The organism is Streptomyces sp. NPDC001770, from assembly GCF_053596135.1.
This window is the reverse complement of record NZ_JBSFFN010000001.1, coordinates 120,647-137,579: the sequence shown is the minus strand read 5'-3', so window position 1 is coordinate 137,579 and position 16,933 is coordinate 120,647. Positions and strand designations below refer to the sequence as shown.

Sequence of the window (16,933 nt, the reverse complement as noted above, 5' to 3'; positions counted from 1 at the left end):
CCCGTACGAGCACCACGAGAAAGCAGAGCCACGCCTCATGTCCTCCACCGCGTCCGGCCACGACGGCCTCCTCGCCCAGCTCGCCACCCTCACCACCGAGCAGTTCCGCCCCGAGCTGGCCGAGATCGACCGGCTGCCCACCCTGGAGATCGCACGGGTCATGAACGGCGAGGACCGGTCCGTGCCGGATGCCGTGGCCGGTCAGCTGGAGCGGATCGCCGCCGCGATCGACGCGATCGCGGCGCGCATGGCGCGCGGCGGCCGGCTGATCTACATGGGCGCGGGCACCGCCGGGCGCCTCGGGGTGCTGGACGCCAGCGAGTGCCCGCCCACCTTCAACACCGATCCGTCCCGGGTCGTCGGGCTGATCGCGGGCGGCCCGACCGCGATGGTGACGGCGGTGGAGGGCGCGGAGGACAGCCGCGAGCTGGCCGCCGCCGACCTGGACGCGCTGGGCATCACCGCCGAGGACACCGTCGTCGGGATCTCCGCCTCGGGCCGCACCCCGTACGCGATCGGCGCGGTCGAACACGCCCGCGCCCGGGGCGCACTCACCGTGGGGCTCTCCTGCAACGAGGGCTCGGCGCTGGCCGCCGCCGCCGAACACGGCGTGGAGGTCGTCACCGGCCCGGAGCTGCTGACCGGTTCCACCCGGCTGAAGGCGGGCACGGCGCAGAAGCTGGTCCTCAACATGATCTCGACCATCACGATGATCCGGCTCGGCAAGACGTACGGAAATCTGATGGTCGACGTGCGTGCCTCCAACGAGAAGCTGCACGCCCGTTCGCGCCGGATCGTCGCCCTGGCGACCGGCGCCTCCGACCAGGAGATCGAGGCCGCCCTCGCCGCCACCGGCGGTGAGGTGAAGCCCGCGATCCTCACCATCCTCGGCCAGGTCGACGGCCCCACCGCCGTCGGTCTGCTGGCCGCCTCGGACGGCCATCTGCGCGCCGCGCTCGCCGCCGTCCCCTCCCCCTGACCCCCGTCCCGACCCCCGTCCCGCTCCGGGACGGGGCCCGGGGCGGACCCCCCACCCCCCGCACAGCAAGGCACCACGCACCATGGCAACAGATGACAAGCACCGCGCCACAGCCGCCGCGATTCTTCCGCTCGTCGGTGGCGCCTCCAACGTCCGTACCGTCGCCCACTGCATGACCCGGCTCCGGCTGGGCCTGCTCGACCCGTCCCTCGTGGACGACGAGGCGCTGAAGGCGCTGCCCGCCGTGATGGGCGTGGTCGAGGACGACACGTACCAGATCGTCCTCGGCCCGGGCAGCGTCGCCCGGGTCACTCCGGAGTTCGAAGCCCTGGTGGAGGAGGCCCGCGCCACGGCCCCGGTACCCGCCGCCGGGGCCGTCGCCGAGGCCGTCGCCGGGCCCGCCGCACCCCCCACGACCGCCGATGAACTCGCCGCCCAGGGAGCCGAGTTGCGGGCGGCCCGGAAGGCGAGGAACGCCACCCCGTTCAAGCTCCTCCTGCGGAAGATCGCGAACATCTTCGTCCCGCTGATCCCGGCCCTCATCGGCTGCGGCATCATCGCCGGGCTCAACGGCCTGCTGGTCAACCTGGACTGGCTCCCCGGCGTGACGCCCGCGCTGGCGGCGATCGCGTCCGGGTTCATGGCGCTGATCGCGGTGTTCGTCGGCTACAACACGGCGAAGGAGTTCGGCGGTACGCCGGTCCTCGGCGGCGCGGTCGCCGCGATCATCGTGTTCCCGGGGGTCGCGAACATCGAGGCCTTCGGGCAGAAACTCTCCCCCGGCCAGGGCGGTGTGCTCGGCGCGCTGGGCGCCGCGGTGCTCGCGGTGTACGTGGAGAAGTGGTGCCACCGGTGGGTGCCCGAGGCGCTGGACGTGCTGGTCACGCCGACCCTCACGGTGCTGATCTCGGGACTGGTCACGATCTTCGGCCTGATGTACGTGGCCGGCGAGGCCTCCTCCGCCATCGGTACGGCCGCCGACTGGCTGCTCTCGCACGGCGGCGCGGGCGCGGGACTCCTGCTCGGCGGGTTCTTCCTGCCGCTGGTGATGCTGGGCCTGCACCAGGCGCTGATCCCGATCCACACCACCCTGATCGAGCAGCAGGGGTACACCGTGCTGCTGCCGATCCTCGCCATGGCGGGCGCCGGCCAGGTCGGCGCGGCCGTGGCCGTGTACGTACGCCTCCCCCGCAACGAGTCGATCCGCCGCACCATCCGCTCCGCCCTTCCCGCCGGTCTGCTGGGCGTCGGCGAACCGCTGATCTACGGCGTCTCGCTGCCGCTGGGCCGCCCGTTCGTGACGGCGTGCGTCGGCGGCGCGTTCGGCGGGGCCTTCGTCGGCCTCTTCAACCAGCTCGGCACCTCGGTCGGCTCGACCGCGATCGGCCCGTCCGGCTGGGCCCTCTTCCCGCTCCTCGACGGCAACCACGGCCTCGGCGGCACGCTCGCGATCTACGCGGGCGGGCTGCTCGTCGGGTACGTCGCCGGGTTCGCGGCCACGTACCTCTTCGGCTTCAGCAAGGAGCTGCTGGCCGAGTTCGACGTGGAGCAGGCGGTGGCGGGTGCCGGTGCTGGTGCCGGTGCGACCACGGTGGTGGCCGGGTCGGCGGGTACGACCGGGCCGGGCGCCGCGGAACCTGGCTCGGCGGAACCTGGCTCCGCCGACCCCGGTTCCTCCGATCCGGGGCAGCGGCCGTCGCCCGCGAAGGTCTGAGAGACCCGGGCACTCCGGTACGCGGCACGGGCCGCCTTCCGCACAGGAAGGGCGGCCCGTGCACGTCGTCCACCCTCACTCCACCGTGAAGCCGGCGGCCTCGGTGTCCAGCACCGTGGTGCCGTCCTTCGCGGTGGCCAGCACGGCCACGTGCCAGGCTCCGCGCGGCGAGTCCTTCGCGTCCTCGCCGGTGACGGCCACCCGGTAGGTGCAGCGCACGGTGTCCGCGTCCGTACCGGAGGGCTTGCAGACGGCCGGCTCGGCGTAGGCCATTTCCTTCTCGGTCAGGCCCTGGTCGGCGAGGACCGAGTCCCCGGGCCAGGCCAGCACCTTCACGCTCTTGACGCCCCCGGACGCCGTGACGTCCGTGGTGAAGGTCAGCGAACCGTCATGATCGCCGCTCGGCGCCTCGTAACGGGCGGTGCTGTGCGCCAGGGTCAGGGGCCGCGCCTCGTCGGCGTACGCGAGGGCGAACGCCCCGGCGCCCCCGAGGGCGACGACACCTGCGGCCACGGACAGGGCGATACGTCGGGACATGGAAGATCTCCGTCATCATCTCAGCGGGACCGGCGCCTCGACCGTGCGCCGTTGCACCGATCCTCGCCGCGCCACGCCCGCCTGGCCTGAGCCCACGCACTCAGGCCAGGGCTGAGTAGGACCGCGAGGGAAACCGGCGGCCCCACTCAGCCCTCGGCCGGCTCCGCCGAGGAGGCCGCCGGGGCCTTCCCGCTCAGCCCCGCACGTGCAGCCCGAAGCCGCTGCGGCCCGCCGGTTCCAGGCCCTCCTTCAGCCGCAGCGAGGGGATGTCGTAGTCGCCGAAGTTCTGCGGCCGGAACGCGATCGGATCGGTCGTCTCCAGGGTCAGCAGTCGCTGCCGCCATGCCTCGGCGACCTCCGGGTACTCCGCGTCGGTCATCCGGTCGGTGCCGTACAGCACGAACGGCGGCAGCACCTCGATGCCGGGGTAGTAGAGGATGCCGTGCTGGATCGGAAAGAGCAGATCGTCGATGGGACCGTTGATCCCGCGGGCCGTGTAGTGCGACTCCGGGCCACCGGTGGTCACCGAGAGCAGGGCCCTGCGGCCCGCGAGCGTTCCTTCACCGAAGCGCTCGCCGTACTTGGTGTCGCTGTGCTCGCCGACGCCGTACGCGAAGTGGAAGGAGAACACCCGGTCCACCCAGCCCTTGAGGATCGCGGGCATCGAGTACCACCACAGCGGGAACTGGAGGATGACCGTGTCGGCCCACAGCAACTTCTCCTGCTCGGCGCGGACGTCCGGGGTGAGCGTCCCGGCGTCGAAGGCCCGGCCCGAGTCCCTCGCCACCTGCAGGGGGGTGGAGGCGGCGGGGCCGTAGTCCGCGGAATCCACGACCGCCTTCCAGCCCATCGCGTACAGGTCGCTCACCCGAACCTCGTGCCCGGCGCCCTCCAGGGTGGACACCGCGAGGTCCTTCAGCGACGCGTTCAAGGACTTCGGCTCCGGGTGGGCGTGGACGATCAGCGTCTTCATGGGAACTCCTTCGATCGGGTGCCCCGGAGTCTGGTCGCCCCGACGCCCGGTGTTCAGGGGCGCCGCTTCCGTCGGACCGGACTTCCTGGTAACAGCGGTACCACCCTCACCGGGCCCCGTCGGGTGCGGCCGCGACCATACTGGGACCATGGACGATCTCGCGGGCTTCCTGAGGACGCGGCGTTCCCGGGTCGACCCGTCGTCGGTCGGCATCCGTGCCGACAGCCGCCGCCGGGTCGCGGGGCTGCGCCGCGAAGAGGTCGCACACCTTTCCGGGGTCAGCGTCGACTACTACGTACGCCTGGAGCAGGGACGCGCCACGCAGCCCTCCGAACAGGTACTCGACGCACTGGCCCGCGTGCTCGGCCTGGACGAGACCGAACGCGGGCACCTCTCCCGGCTCTCCTGCTCCCAGCGTCGCCGGGCGAAGGCGCCGGGCAGCCGCATCCGGCCCGAGCTGTTGCGGGTCCTCGACCTGGTCGCGGACGCCCCGGCCTTCATCATGAACCACCGCCTGGACGTGCTCGCCGGGAACCGCCTCGCCGGACTTCTCTTCGGCCGGCCGGTGCCGGGCCTGAACACCGCCCGGCACCTCTTCCTGGAGGAGGCCGAGCGCGGTCTCTACGCGGACTGGGAGACCTGCACCCTGGACGTGGTCGGACATCTGCGTCTGGCCGTCGGCCAGTACCCCGACGACCCCCGCCTGGCCTCGCTCATAGGCGAGCTGGCGATGGGGAGCGAGCGCTTCCGCCGGCTCTGGGCCCGCGCGGACGTGCGCGCCCGCACCCACGGGCGCAAGCCGTACCGGCACCCGCTGGTCGGCCCGCTCGAACTGCACCAGGAGAACTTCGGCCTGCCCGGCGAGTCCGGCATGGAGCTGGTGGTCCTCTCCGCCGCGCCCGGCAGTCCCGGCGAGGACGGACTGCGCCTGCTGGCGAGCCTGGGCACGGAGAGCGGTGACGTGGAGGAACCGTCGGTGCGCACCCGGACGCGCGAGTAGCGAGTAGGGCGTGCGCCGGAAGTCCCGCCGGCGCACTCGTGTTCCCGGCCGAGGCGCCGTGACCGCCGAACACGGTCGTCCCGAACAGGCGCCCCCGTCCGCCGTCTTCACGGGGAGCCGAATTCGAACTCCGCTGCGTTCGCGGAACGCGGGTATGAAGGCCGGGTTCGCGGGCACGCGAACCAATGAGCGCATCCCGCCGGCTGCAGGAATCGCCGTACGCATGGCAGTGCGGAACGCGGGGCGGGAGCGCGACCGAAGGACCGCCGAGGAAGGAGCGACCCATGAGCACCGACCCGTGGGGTTACCACCCTGCCAGCGGCCACATCTCCGGAATCGACCTGACCGGATTCGCGGTCGAGGCCGTCGACGGGCACGTCGGCAAGGTCGACAGCCACTCCGACGAGGTGGGTTCCGCCCATCTCCTGGTGGACACCGGTGTGTGGATCTTCGGGCGGGAGATCCTGTTGCCCGCAGGCGCGGTCTCCCGGATCGACACGGAGGAACGTGAGGTTCACGTGGACCTCACGAAGGAACAGATCAAGGACTCCCCGGAGTTCGAACGGCAGACACACTCGGGCGACCCGGCCTACTACACGGACCTGGCCGTCTACTACGGGATGCACCGGCTGATCTGACGCCGCCGGAGGAGTCCCGCAGAGGCGTTCTCCGTACGGAGCACCTCTCGTCACGCAACACATCTCGTCGCACAGAGCGGGGCGGGCCCGAAGAGGGTTCGCCCCGCGACGCGTGCCCGGCCACCGGCCCCTACCCGGCCGCCGGGCCCCTCAACGGGGCAGTTGTCCCTCGCGGTTGATCTCCGTCACCCGTGCGCGGAGCACCACGCCGGGTGGCGCCGGCTGTACCGCGTCGGGCGGGCAGTCCCACTCCGGGCCGCCGCCGGGCGGACGCAGCCGGACATCGGGGCCCACCCTGCCCACCACCCGCCCGACCTTGCCCGTCCGGGCGTCGACCGCGAACGATCCCCGCTCCGGCACACACGGCTCAAGCCTTTCGACCGACATGTTCCACACCCTCCTTCACCTGCCCGTCCTCCCCCTCGATCTCCCCCTTCATGCGTTCGGCCGCGGGCAACGGCCGGTGGAACCACGTCGACCGCTCCAGGGAAGCCATGCCGAGGGCTCCCCGGCCCGGCCACCCCGGCCCCCGGCCCCGACCGCGTGTCGGGCCCCCGCGTGGTGCCCCACGGCCCCGCCTCGCGGGTCTATCGTGAACACATGGCCACTCCCGAACTCATCCGTATCGTCTCCCGCGACTCGCCCATGGCCCTGGCCCAAGTGGAGCGCGTGCGGGCCGAACTGGCGGTGCTGCACCCCGGTATCGCCACCGAGGTCGTCCCGGTGAAGACGACCGGGGACAAGTGGATGGGCGACCTCTCCCAGGTGGACGGGAAGGGCGCGTTCACCAAGGAGGTCGACGCCGCGCTGCTCGCCGGGGAGGCCGATCTCGCGGTGCACTGCGTGAAGGACGTCCCCGCGGACCGGCCGCTGCCGGCCGGGACGGTGTTCGCGGCGTTCCTGAAGCGGGACGAGGTACGGGATGCCCTCGTGCACCCCGGTGGCCTCACGCTCGACGAGCTGCCGGAGGGGACCCGTATCGGGACCTCGTCCGTACGCCGGATCGCGCAGCTGTCGGCCTCGCACCCGCATCTGGAATGCGTACCGTTCCGGGGCAACGCCAACCGGCGGCTGGAGAAGCTCACGGCGGGCGAGGCGGACGCGCTGCTGCTCGCGGCGTCCGGGCTCGCACGCATCGGGCGCTCCGAGGTCATCTCCGAGGTGCTCTCCACGGACACGATGTGCCCGCCGATCGGGGCCGGGGTGCTCGCGCTCCAGTGCCGCGAGGGCGACAGCGCCACGATCGACGCGGTCAGCGGCCTCAACCACCCTGGTACGTACCGGGAAATGACCGCCGAGCGGATGTTCCTGCACGTGCTCCAGGGACACTGCAACAGCCCGATCGCCGGTTACGCCACCTTCGGCCGGAGTGGCGAACTCTCGCTGCGCGCATGCGTGTTCACCCCGGACGGCAAAACGGTCCTGAACGCCCACGAGTGGGCCGGCCCGCTCGATCCCGCCACCCTCGGCACCTCGGTCGCGGTCACCCTGCTGCGCCAGGGCGCCCGCGAGCTGATCGACTCCATCGAGCACTGACACCGGTCCGAGGTGAACAACGGCAATGACGGCCAGGACGGCATGGAGCTGAGCGGGGAGAAGGTCCTGCTGCGGCCGACGACCGACGGCGACGCCGAGGTCCTCCACCGGGTCGTACGCGAACCGGAGGTCGCGGCCTGGTGGTCACCGCCCCCGGACAGCTACCAGGACAAGCTGGCCATCGTCTTCGAGGGCGAGGTCGTCGGCGCCATCCAGTTCAGCGAGGAGAACGACCCGCAGTTCCGCCGCGCCGGCATCGACGTCTTCCTGACGACGAGGCTGCGCGGGAGGGGGCTCGGTACCGACGCGGTACGCACGCTGGCCCGGTGGCTGGTGCGCGAACGTGGCCATCACCGGCTGACCATCGACCCGGCGGCGGCCAACACCCCGGCGATCCGCTGCTACGGCAAGGTCGGGTTCAAGCCGGTGGGCATCATGCGGGCGTACTGGCACAACGAGCACACCGGTGCCTGGGAGGACGGTCTGCTGATGGACCTGCTCGCGGACGAACTGGCCTGAGCGGCCCGGGCCTCACGCCGGATGGCGTCGTGGGGCGACCGGTGGTTCCCCGTGGCGGGGCGGTCGAGAAGCAGGACGCCGTGGTCGTCGCCGGTGGCCCCGGGTACGTTCCGGCGCACGGGCATCCATCTGAGCGGTGCGGGCGCGGAGAAGTGGTTCGCCGCCGAGGAGGACGGGTGGGGCGAAGTCGCCTCCGCGCCCGGCGAGGAGTTGCCCGGCGGGACCTCCCCGTCCTCACCTGAGAGCCAAGCTCTCCCCACAGTCAAACTGACCCTCGATACATGACACCAAAGAGTGAATTTCCCGGAACGATCAATGCCTCGTTCCGCCTCAACCAGTGCCCGTGGACAGGGCGTTCAGCACCCTCCGGCCACCCCTACCGCCCCTGCCGCCTCTCTCCACCCCACCAGTGCGGGGTGACGGATCTCTTCCGGGGGGCACGATTCCGGTTCGTGGTACGCAATCAGGTTCTGCCGGGCAACGCGGGGCATTTCGCTGTCGGCGAGAGGCGGCATCCGGCGGGTGGGGCGTCCGTACCTTCGGAGCGCTGAACCGAAGTGTCCGGAGTGCGCGGAAGACAAGGGGAGCACCATGGGAACGCTGGAAGGCAGAACCGCCGTCGTGACGGGCGGCTCCCGAGGGATCGGCCGGGGCGTCGTGGAACGGCTCGCGCGTGAGGGCGCCGAGGTCGTGTTCAACTACGCGCAGAACACCGAGGCGGCCGAGGATGTCGTGCGTACCGTCGGGGAGGCGGGCGGCCGGGCAAGGGCGTTGAAGCTGGACCTGGCGGAGTCCGGGGCGGCCGAGAAGCTGATGGAGGCCGCCGAGGAGCAGTCGTCCGGCGGCGTGAGCATCCTGGTGAACAACGCGGCGCTGGCCTTCACCCCGGCCCCGCTCGCCGCGATCGAGGAGGAGGTCTTCGAGCAGGCGTTCGTGGTGAACACGAAGGCCGCGTTCCTCACTCTGCGGTACGCCGCCCGGCACATGCCGGACGGCGGCCGGATCATCAACATCTCGACGCTCAACACCCTGCGGACCGCCCCGGGGATCGTGCCCTACCTGGTCAGCAAGGGTGCGCTGGAGCAGCTCACCGCAGGGGCGGCGGCCGAGCTGGGCGCGCGCGGGATCACCGTCAACACCGTCTCCCCCGGTGCCACCGACACCGACCTGCTGCGGGGCACCAACCCGGCCGAGGCGCTGGCCACCATCCCGGCCATGACGCCGCTCGGGCGGCTCGGGACGCCCGCCGACATCGCGGCCGTGGTCGCCTTCCTCGCCGGGGACGAGGGCCGCTGGATCACCGGCCAGAACATCCGGGCCACCGGCGGGCTGGGCTGACACCTACTGGGCCGACCCTGATGACGGCAATGGGCCCGGCCGAGCGGGACACCCTGGTACGCGGACGTACCGGGTGGCCCCGCTCTGCCGGGCCCTCAGCGTGCGCCGTACGCGCGGACGAAGGCACGCACCCCGTCGACCATGGTCTGCCGGACCCGGTCCGGGTCGGGGTTGGCGGGGACCGGCTGGCGGTCGTAGGCCAGCAGCACCGTCAGGGCGAAGAAGTGGTCGGCGGCCAGGCCCGGATCGTCCGCGTCCAGGAGCCCGGCGTCGGCGAAGTGGGCGAGGCGTTCCGTGAACGCCCTCGCCACGGCCTCCGTGGCGATGTCGTCCTCGGTCGCCGGTGTCCGCAGGCGTTCCTGGGCGACGAGTGCGAACCCGGCGGCGTAGTCGGCGGAGCCGACGATCGTCGTGCCGAGCTCGATCGCCAACGCGGCCAGGCTCTCCTCCAGTTGCGGGACCGTCGTGATCCGCGCGTCCTCCGGGAGGTGCTCGTCGAGCGCCCGCCCCACGGTCACCAGCAGCGACTGGGAGACGTCGGAGAGGATGGCGAGGAAGAGACTCCGCTTGTCGCCGAAGTAGTCGTAGACGGTGCGCTTGGAAACTCCGGCACGGGCCGCTATGGCGTCCATGCTGACGCGGTCCACGCCTTGGTGCACGAAGAGGTCCCGTGCGGCGGCGAGGATCGCCCGCCGTTTCTCCAGCGACCCTTCCCGCACCGTTTTCACCGTGCCGCCGGCCGTGCCGGCTGTTGTCGTGCCTGTCGTTCTCGTACCGCCTGCGCTCATCCTTGCCTCCCCGAACAGGCTACACCGGGCGGTGTAGTCAGAGCTACACTGCACGGTGTAGTGTCCCCGCCATGACTGCGACCCCGGTGGCCTCCACGGCCACGCCCGAGGTGACCGATCGGCGGCTGACCCTCATCGGCCTGGTGCTGGCGCTCGGTACGTTCACCACCCTCCTCGACACCACGATCGTCACCATCGCCCTCGACCACCTGCACACGACGTTCCATGCCTCGGTGGCCCGGACCCAGTGGGTGTCGACGGGCTACCTGCTGGCATTCGTCTCCGTGATCCCGGTCAGCGGCTGGCTCTCCGAACGGTTCGGCGCGCGCCATGCGTGGATGTTCGCCATCGGTGCCTTCCTCGTCGGTTCGCTGCTCTGCGGACTCGCGGACTCCCTGCCCGAACTCATCGCCTTCCGGGTGGTCCAGGGGATCGGGGGCGGCATGGTCATGCCGATCACGCTCTCGCTCATCACCCGGGCGGCCGGCCCGGAACGAATCGACCGCGCCACGGCGGCGGTCGCGCTCCCCGGCCTGCTCGGCCCGCTCCTCGGTTCGGTGCTCGGGGGTGCCGTCGTGCAGTCGCTGAGCTGGCACTGGCTGTTCTTCCTGAACGTGCCGGTCTGCCTGGCCGCTCTCGCCCTCGGTCCGGGCCTGCTGCCCGCGACCGCCGGGCGGCGCGGCCACCGGCTCGACGTACCCGGGTTCCTGCTGCTCACGCCCGGGGTCGTCGCCATCGCGTACGGGATCAGCCGGACGTCGGGGGCCGACGGTTTCGCGGCCGCCTCCGCCTGGGCGCCGCTCGCCGGCGGTGCCGGGCTGCTCGCCGCCTTCGCGGTGCACTCGCTACGGGCCCGCCACCCCGCGCTCGTCGACGTCCGGATGTTCGCCCGGCGCAGTTTCGGCCTGGGGAGCGTCATCACCTTCGCGAGCGGGTTCACGACCTACGCGCTGTCGTTCCTGCTGCCGCTCTTCTACCAACAGGTCCGTGGGGCGACGGTGCTCCACACCGGTCTGCTGCTCGTCACGCAGGGGCTCGGCACGATGTTCTTCGTGGTGGCCCTGCGCACCGTCGCCGCCCGGCACGACGGGCGCCTGGTCGTCGCCGCAGGGGTGGCGCTGGCGATGCTCGGTACGGTGCCGTTCGCCCTCGCGGACACCCACGGCGGTACGCCGCTGCTGCTGGCCGCGCAGTTCGCCCAGGGACTCGGCTTCGCCGCGACGACGTTCCCGGTGATGACGCTCGCCTTCTCGAACCTGAGCCACGACGAAGCCCCGCGCGGCAGCGCCGCGTTCAGCGTCGTACAGCGTGTCGGGGCGCCTTTCGGTGTGGCTGTCATCGCCGTCGTCCTGCAGAGCCGCCTCGGCGGCACGATCACAGCGTCGGAGCGGCTGGCGGCGTTCTCCACCGCGTTCTGGTGGACCTTCGGGCTGAGCACGGTCCCGCTTGTCCTCGCATTCCTCCTGCCTTCGAAGAGAAGGGCGGGGGTGGAGGCCGCAGCACGGGAGGTCAAGCCGACGTGCTGAGCCGCCCGTTCACGACGGTTGGGAGTGCCGTGGGCATTTCGTCGGTGACCCAGGCGAACTCCAGGCCTGCGAGCGTGTCCCCCTGGTCCGTCCACACGAGGATCTCGCCGACGAAGGCACCCGACCGGTCTCGGACGTGCGCGTCCACGGGCACGAGCGCCTGCCGCAGCCCCGCATGCTCGCAAGGTTCCCGGACCTGAAGGTCGACGCTCACGGAGTCAGGCCCCCAGACGGCGACCACCTCGGTACCGTCCAGCTGACTCCGCAGCTGCGACGCGCCGACGAACTCCGCCGACAGAACGTGTTCGAGCACGGCTCTCTCGTCCGCGTTCAGCGGGCGCGGGGCGATAGCGAGAGGGGCCATGGCCCTATTCTGAGGGAGCGGGGCGAGGGGCGGGACGAGCGCTCCAACGCCTGCGCCCGCTTCCACTCGCGCCCACAAGGGCGGCGGCCCGCAGGGCGAGTGGCCGCACCGGCCGAACCATCCCGTCCAAGTGATCAACTCCGTTCCGGCAGGTTGGTGAACGGACGTCGGGTGGTAGGTGAGGGGTGACGACGCCCAGTCGGGGGCGTACGGCTCGAACAGGCCCTACTGTGCAGGTCACGTACACCGCGCGGGACTCGTCCCGTACCTCCGCGTCCGCGTCGCCAGTCGGTGCCCTGGGCCCTCCCCCGCTCCGGTCGGCCACCGGCCCACCCCGCCAGCCTCCCCGAGAAGAGATCACCATGCCCCAAGCGCCCGCCCTCATAGGCAAACTCGCGGAATCCGCCATGGGCCGCCGTGCGCGCGTACTCGATGTCCAGCAGCCCGCTCCCGGCTTCCTCGAACTCACGTTGAGCGCCGAGACGCCGCCCGGCGGCTGGCACCCCGGACACGAGATCCAGTTCCGGGTCACTCCCACCCTGAGCCGCCGCTACACCGTACGGACCGTGGGCTCGCCCGGCGCCGGCCCTGGCACCGCTACCGGCAGTGGCACCGGCTCCGGCGGGGGCACCGGTTCCGGCGGGGGCTCCGGCGGGGGCCTCGGGGCCGACTGCGAGCGGATCGGCATCCTCGTCGCCACCGATTCCCAGGGACCCGGGGCCACTTGGGTGGGCGGACTCCGGGCCGGTGCGGAGACCGTGATGCTGGCCGGCCGACACCGTCCGCTCCGCGAGACCGGGGGCAGACGCCTCTACCTCGGTGACGGCTCCGCCCTCGGTACCCTCGACGCCTACGCCCGGATGGACGAGCAGTCCCTCGTGGCCATCGAGGTGCCGCCGCCCGCAGTCGAGGCCTTGGCCGCCCGCTGGCCCCGGTACCAGTTCCTGCCCGTCGCCAAGGCTCCTGGGGACGCACTGTTCGCCTGGCTCGAATGCGCCGCCGGTGAGGGCGAGTTCACCCGGCTCGACGGCGCGATGCTGCTGGGACACGCCCAGTCCATCCAGCGCCAGCGGGCCGCCCTGGTCGACAGCCGGATACTGCCGCGCCGCGCCGTCACCACCAAGCCGTACTGGGCCACCGGCAAAGTGGGGCTCTGAGCCTGCCGGGCGCGGCCTGCCGTGTCCACCGGAGGCCGGCCGCCGAGGGCCATCCCGACGCCAGACCGATCCGAGACCCGAGACCTGAGACCTGAGACCCGAGACCCGGGGCCCCTGAGCCACCGGCCCCAGGGGTCGGTGGCGGTCCTGCCGCCCCCTCCTCAATCCCGCCGGATCAGCTCGGGGTTGATCCGGCGGCCGACGAGGGGGAGGGAACCCACGGTGGCCAGGGTGAGGACGCCGGCCGCGCAGAGGGCGAGGAGGGGGAGGCCGTCGGCGTCCCAGAGGATGTCGCCGCCGCCCGCGACGAGGTAGCTGGATTCGGTGAGCTTGCCGGTGACCAGGGCGAGCGCCAGGCCCAGGAACAGGGGGAGGACGACCTGGGCGCACTGGACGGCGCGCAGGGTGCGGGGGCGGGCGCCGAGGAGCGCGAGGGCGGTGACCTGGGAACGGCGCTCCACCGCACGGTCGGTGGCGGCGACCACGTAGGCGGCGACGCCGACAACCAGACCGAGGACCATTCCGGCGCCGAGCAACGCCTCGATGACGGCGATCTGCTGGAGCGCGCCCACGTCGACGCCGATCGCCGTGGTGTAGGCGGTGGGTGCGGCGGCTCCGATTCCGTCCAGGACCCTCCGCACCGCGTCCGCGTCCGGGGCGCTGGTGAGGAGGGCCGTCGCCCGGTCGGGTACCGCCCCCTCCGGGAAGGCGGAGGGCGGCACCAGGAGAGGCAGGTCGGCCGCCATGGGTTCGTACGCCGTGTAGTGGGCCTCCGCCCCGGGGACGGTGACGTCGAGCATCCGGGTCCGGCCGTCCTCGCGATAGGTGAACGGGTAGGTGGTGCCTGGGTGTTCGAGGTCGCCGCCGACCGAGGTGTTCCGGGCGGTGAGGCGCATGGCCTGCCCGTCGACGCACCCTCGGAGGTCGATGACGAGCTCGGCCAGCTGGGCACAGGTGGCGACCACCGCGTCCGTGGCGGGTCCGGGTTCCTCGCGGTTCATGTCCGTCCACGAGTGCACCGCCAGCGCGTGGCCCCGGGCGCCGGGGATCTCGGTCAGGGCGGCCCGGCCCGCCGCGTCCACGCCGTCCAGCGAGACGGAGTAGTCCTGGCGGAAGGAGTTGGGGCGGGAGACCTGGCTCAGCTCGACCAGCACACCCTGGGCGAGGGAGGCTGCGAAGACCACGAGAACGAGTCCGGAGGCGACCCGGAGCGCGCTGCCCGGCTCCACCTCGTTGCGCCGCATGGCGAGTCCGAGCGACAGGGACTCGGTGGACCGGGCGACCAGGCGGGAAAGCCAGTGGCTGAGGAAGGGGAGGGCGAGGATCAGGCCGCTGCCCACCAGCAGGGCGGCCACCGGAACGAGCAGGCCGGACAGCCCTTCGTCGGCGGGTTTCCGGCCGGTCGCCCCCAGCAGGCAGTAGGCGGTCACCACCCCCAGGCCCGCGACAAGGAGGTAGACGCCCCAGTGCCGGGGGCGCGCCGGTGGTGCGGTCCGGCGTACGGCGAGGGGGTCCCGGGCGGCCCGCCGGCCTCCGGCCCGCCCGGCGAACCAGGCGAGCACCGGGCAGACCACCAGGCAGGTCGCCACGGTGGAGACCGAAAGCGCTCCGTCGGGGGCGTACCAGCGCAGGCCCGGCAAGCCGGTGCGCGCGACGACCTGGTTGACGAGGGTGTACAGGCCCAGGCCCGCGACCGCTCCCAGCAGCGCGGCGGCGACGGTCTCCGCCGCGTTCACCCGCTGGGTGCCCCTGGCGCTCAGGCCGAGCAGACGCAGAGTGGCGAGTCTGCGGGTCCTGCTCGCCGCCGAGAGCCGGGCGCAGACGGTGAGGAACACCGCGAGCGGCAGGAGGACGAGGGTGGCGAGGGTGAAGCGGAGGATGTCGAGGGTGGAGGGATCGACGGCGGGGGCGTCGGCGTAGGTGCCCCCGTAGGCCGTGACGACGGTACCCCTGGCCAGCCGGTCCGGGGTGACCCCGATGTAGGCGTACAGCTCGTCGGGGTGGCCGAGACCCGCTGCGGTGATCCGGCCCCGCTCGTGGCCGGGCAGGAGCTCGGCGAGCGCCGGGTGGTCCTGGACCAGGGCGTGGAGGGCCGGCGAGAGGTACACCTCCCCCGGCCGGGGAAGCTCCGGGATGCCGGGCGGTGGGGTGGGTACCTCGTCGCCCCGGGCGATGAAGACGCGGCTGAGTGGTCGGGAGCCGTACGCGTCGTCGAGGAGGAGCTGCCGGGTGCCGTGCGGGTTCGCCGGGGTGGTGGGGTCGGGGGAGGCTGCCGGCTGCCGCGCCGCGGCACGTCCGTCGCGGGCGTCCAGGATGGCGGGGATGGTGAGCACGGCCGCCAGGCAGCACACTCCGATCGCGCCGCCCACGACCATCAGGATGAAGCGGACCCGGTTCCCCCGGCCGGAGCCGAGCAGCAGCCTGAGCCCCAGTGCCAGCTCTTTCATACCGTCACCTGCTGCGCGAGCACGCCGTCCGACATCGTGCAGCGGGTGTCGGCCCTGGTGGCCACCGACGAATCGTGGGTGACCATGACGACCGCGCTCCCCCGGTCCCTCGCGAGGGTCAGGAACTCGTCGAGTACGGCTGTGGCGTTGGAGCTGTCGAGCGAGCCGGTGGGCTCGTCGGCGAACACCACGGCGGGGCGGTGCACCAACGCCCTGGCCACGGCGGCCCGCTGGCTCTGGCCTCCGGAGACCTGCGACGGCCGACGGCCCCGCAGACCGCCGATCCCCAGCCGGTCGAGCAACTCCCCCACCTCGCCCAGGGCCGTCCTCTTGCGGAGCCCCGCGAGGCGGAGCGGCAGGGCGACGTTCTCCTCGATGGTCAGCTCGGGGAGCAACTCGCCGTACTGGAAGACGAATCCGAAGCGGTCGCGGCGGAGCGCGCTCAGCTCCTCGTCCCCCAGGCCGCCGAGCGGCCGGCCGTCGAAGACGACCTGTCCGCCGGTGACCGGGACGACTCCGGCCAGGCAGTAGAGGAGGGAGGACTTCCCCGATCCGCTCTGCCCGGTGATCGCCACCACTTCCCCCGGCCGCACGGAGAGCCGCGCATTCCTGACGGCCACGGTGGAGCCGTAGGAGAGGCAGACGTCGTCGGCCACCAGCGTCCCGATCCTGCTGTTCTGCACGGTTCTTACCCCCTCGGATCGGGGTCCGGGATTCGCCCGCACCCACGTGTTCTTTCGCTCGGTCACCGATGGATCCGTGACATCCCGTGGAATCCCGCCCCTCCGGGCCCCCACGGAGAAGTCCCGCCCTCCCCCATCGGGCGTGTGTCACCTCTTGTAGTGCGGGGCGGCGGCGCAGTTGTCCGGGTGGAGGGTGCCCTTGTCGCGGCACACCCGGACGCTGGCATCGCTGGTGTACAGAGCGGCCGCGTCGTACACGACCTTGTGGAGGGAGACCGTCTTCCTCTGCTTGCCGTAGAAGCGGTTCCAGTCGTATCCCTCGACACGAACCTCCAGGTAGACGTTGTGACCGTCGCTGGAATCGGTGTCCTTGAGCTTCCCCTTGAACTCGAATCCACCGTGCTCGGTGCCCTTCGGGTTGAACCTGTAGGTGCCGCTGCTGAAGAGCGCGCCCGAGCTCTTCAGACGGGGAACGGCGTGCCAACTGGCGCCAAGTGCCGCCCCGGCACCCCCGGCGAAGAGTCCGGCCGCGAGCCCCGCGCTCACCACGGCCCTCCGCCTGCCCCCGCCACAGCGACCGGCCCTGCCACTGCTGCTGCCCTCGCTGCGGCTGCCCCCGCCCAGGGACTTCGCGAAACGCAGACCCGGGGACTTCGCGAAACGCACGGTGCTCCGGATGCTCGGGGTGTTCACAGTGTTCGGGATGCCCAACTCGCCCCACATGGCCGACCTCC

17 protein-coding genes are annotated in these 16,933 nt (G+C 72.2%); 9 read left to right on the top strand and 8 right to left on the bottom strand.

Going from position 1 to position 16,933, the window contains the following annotated elements:
* Positions 1–37 precede the first annotated feature (37 nt).
* Together murQ and ACWCSV_RS00535 are read left to right on the top strand one after the other, a co-directional pair.
* Positions 38–979: an N-acetylmuramic acid 6-phosphate etherase gene (murQ, locus tag ACWCSV_RS00540; RefSeq protein ID WP_451137681.1), complete on the top strand. Its 942-nt coding sequence runs from the start codon at positions 38–40 to the stop codon at positions 977–979.
* Between the two features lie 82 nt (positions 980–1,061).
* Complete coding sequence (locus ACWCSV_RS00535; RefSeq protein ID WP_451137680.1) at positions 1,062–2,693, top strand: PTS transporter subunit EIIC; 1,632 nt, start codon at positions 1,062–1,064, stop codon at positions 2,691–2,693.
* A 75-nt stretch (positions 2,694–2,768) separates the two neighbouring features.
* Here the strand turns inward: ACWCSV_RS00535 and ACWCSV_RS00530 are convergent, their stop codons facing one another.
* Together ACWCSV_RS00530 and ACWCSV_RS00525 are read right to left on the bottom strand one after the other, a co-directional pair.
* Positions 2,769–3,230: a DUF5707 domain-containing protein gene (locus tag ACWCSV_RS00530; protein WP_451137679.1), complete on the bottom strand. Its 462-nt coding sequence runs from the start codon at positions 3,228–3,230 to the stop codon at positions 2,769–2,771.
* A gap of 193 nt (positions 3,231–3,423) precedes the next feature.
* Positions 3,424–4,203 (bottom strand): NAD(P)H-dependent oxidoreductase, encoded by a 780-nt coding sequence (locus tag ACWCSV_RS00525; RefSeq protein WP_451137678.1) that lies wholly within the window; start codon positions 4,201–4,203, stop codon positions 3,424–3,426.
* 148 nt (positions 4,204–4,351) lie between these two features.
* On the opposite strand from ACWCSV_RS00525, the gene ACWCSV_RS00520 reads away from it, so the two are divergent.
* Complete coding sequence (locus ACWCSV_RS00520; protein WP_451137677.1) at positions 4,352–5,203, top strand: helix-turn-helix transcriptional regulator; 852 nt, start codon at positions 4,352–4,354, stop codon at positions 5,201–5,203.
* Between the two features lie 284 nt (positions 5,204–5,487).
* Positions 5,488–5,841, top strand: coding sequence for a PRC-barrel domain containing protein (locus ACWCSV_RS00515; protein ID WP_451137676.1), 354 nt, complete (start codon positions 5,488–5,490; stop codon positions 5,839–5,841).
* 150 nt (positions 5,842–5,991) lie between these two features.
* Here ACWCSV_RS00515 and ACWCSV_RS00510 read toward each other — a convergent pair whose 3' ends face one another.
* Positions 5,992–6,228, bottom strand: coding sequence for a hypothetical protein (locus ACWCSV_RS00510; protein WP_451137675.1), 237 nt, complete (start codon positions 6,226–6,228; stop codon positions 5,992–5,994).
* Positions 6,229–6,441: 213 nt separating this feature from the next.
* Here ACWCSV_RS00510 and hemC point away from each other — a divergent pair, with 213 nt between their 5' ends.
* The 3 genes from hemC (at position 6,442) to ACWCSV_RS00495 (ending at position 9,234) form a co-directional block, all read left to right on the top strand.
* Positions 6,442–7,377 carry a hydroxymethylbilane synthase gene (gene hemC / locus ACWCSV_RS00505; protein WP_451137674.1) on the top strand — a complete coding sequence of 312 codons (936 nt, stop codon included), beginning with the start codon at positions 6,442–6,444 and terminating at the stop codon, positions 7,375–7,377.
* A gap of 42 nt (positions 7,378–7,419) precedes the next feature.
* On the top strand, positions 7,420–7,896 hold the full coding sequence (gene aac(6'), locus ACWCSV_RS00500; RefSeq protein ID WP_451137958.1) for an aminoglycoside 6'-N-acetyltransferase: 477 nt from the start codon (positions 7,420–7,422) through the stop codon (positions 7,894–7,896).
* 591 nt (positions 7,897–8,487) lie between these two features.
* Positions 8,488–9,234 (top strand): SDR family oxidoreductase, encoded by a 747-nt coding sequence (locus ACWCSV_RS00495; RefSeq protein WP_451137673.1) that lies wholly within the window; start codon positions 8,488–8,490, stop codon positions 9,232–9,234.
* 95 nt (positions 9,235–9,329) lie between these two features.
* On the opposite strand, the gene ACWCSV_RS00490 is transcribed toward ACWCSV_RS00495, so the two are convergent.
* On the bottom strand, positions 9,330–9,953 hold the full coding sequence (locus ACWCSV_RS00490) for a TetR/AcrR family transcriptional regulator (protein WP_451137672.1): 624 nt from the start codon (positions 9,951–9,953) through the stop codon (positions 9,330–9,332).
* A 140-nt stretch (positions 9,954–10,093) separates the two neighbouring features.
* Between ACWCSV_RS00490 and ACWCSV_RS00485 the strand changes: the two genes are divergently transcribed.
* Positions 10,094–11,548: a DHA2 family efflux MFS transporter permease subunit gene (locus tag ACWCSV_RS00485; RefSeq protein WP_451137671.1), complete on the top strand. Its 1,455-nt coding sequence runs from the start codon at positions 10,094–10,096 to the stop codon at positions 11,546–11,548.
* Here ACWCSV_RS00485 and ACWCSV_RS00480 read toward each other — a convergent pair.
* Positions 11,532–11,912: a hypothetical protein gene (locus ACWCSV_RS00480; RefSeq protein ID WP_451137670.1), complete on the bottom strand. Its 381-nt coding sequence runs from the start codon at positions 11,910–11,912 to the stop codon at positions 11,532–11,534. The genes ACWCSV_RS00485 and ACWCSV_RS00480 overlap by 17 nt on opposite strands.
* A gap of 362 nt (positions 11,913–12,274) precedes the next feature.
* Between ACWCSV_RS00480 and ACWCSV_RS00475 the strand changes: the two genes are divergently transcribed.
* Entirely contained in the window at positions 12,275–13,069 is a 795-nt protein-coding gene (locus tag ACWCSV_RS00475) for a hypothetical protein (protein WP_451137669.1), read from the top strand.
* Between the two features lie 161 nt (positions 13,070–13,230).
* On the opposite strand, the gene ACWCSV_RS00470 is transcribed toward ACWCSV_RS00475, so the two are convergent.
* The 3 genes from ACWCSV_RS00470 to ACWCSV_RS00460 form a co-directional block, all read right to left on the bottom strand.
* On the bottom strand, positions 13,231–15,516 hold the full coding sequence (locus ACWCSV_RS00470) for an FtsX-like permease family protein (protein WP_451137668.1): 2,286 nt from the start codon (positions 15,514–15,516) through the stop codon (positions 13,231–13,233).
* Positions 15,513–16,199, bottom strand: coding sequence for an ABC transporter ATP-binding protein (locus tag ACWCSV_RS00465; RefSeq protein ID WP_451137667.1), 687 nt, complete (start codon positions 16,197–16,199; stop codon positions 15,513–15,515). Before ACWCSV_RS00465 ends, ACWCSV_RS00470 begins: the two co-directional genes overlap by 4 nt.
* Positions 16,200–16,346: 147 nt before the next feature.
* Positions 16,347–16,745, bottom strand: a complete 399-nt coding sequence (locus tag ACWCSV_RS00460) for a hypothetical protein (protein ID WP_451137666.1) — start codon at positions 16,743–16,745, stop codon at positions 16,347–16,349.
* Between the last annotated feature and the right edge of the window lie 188 nt (positions 16,746–16,933).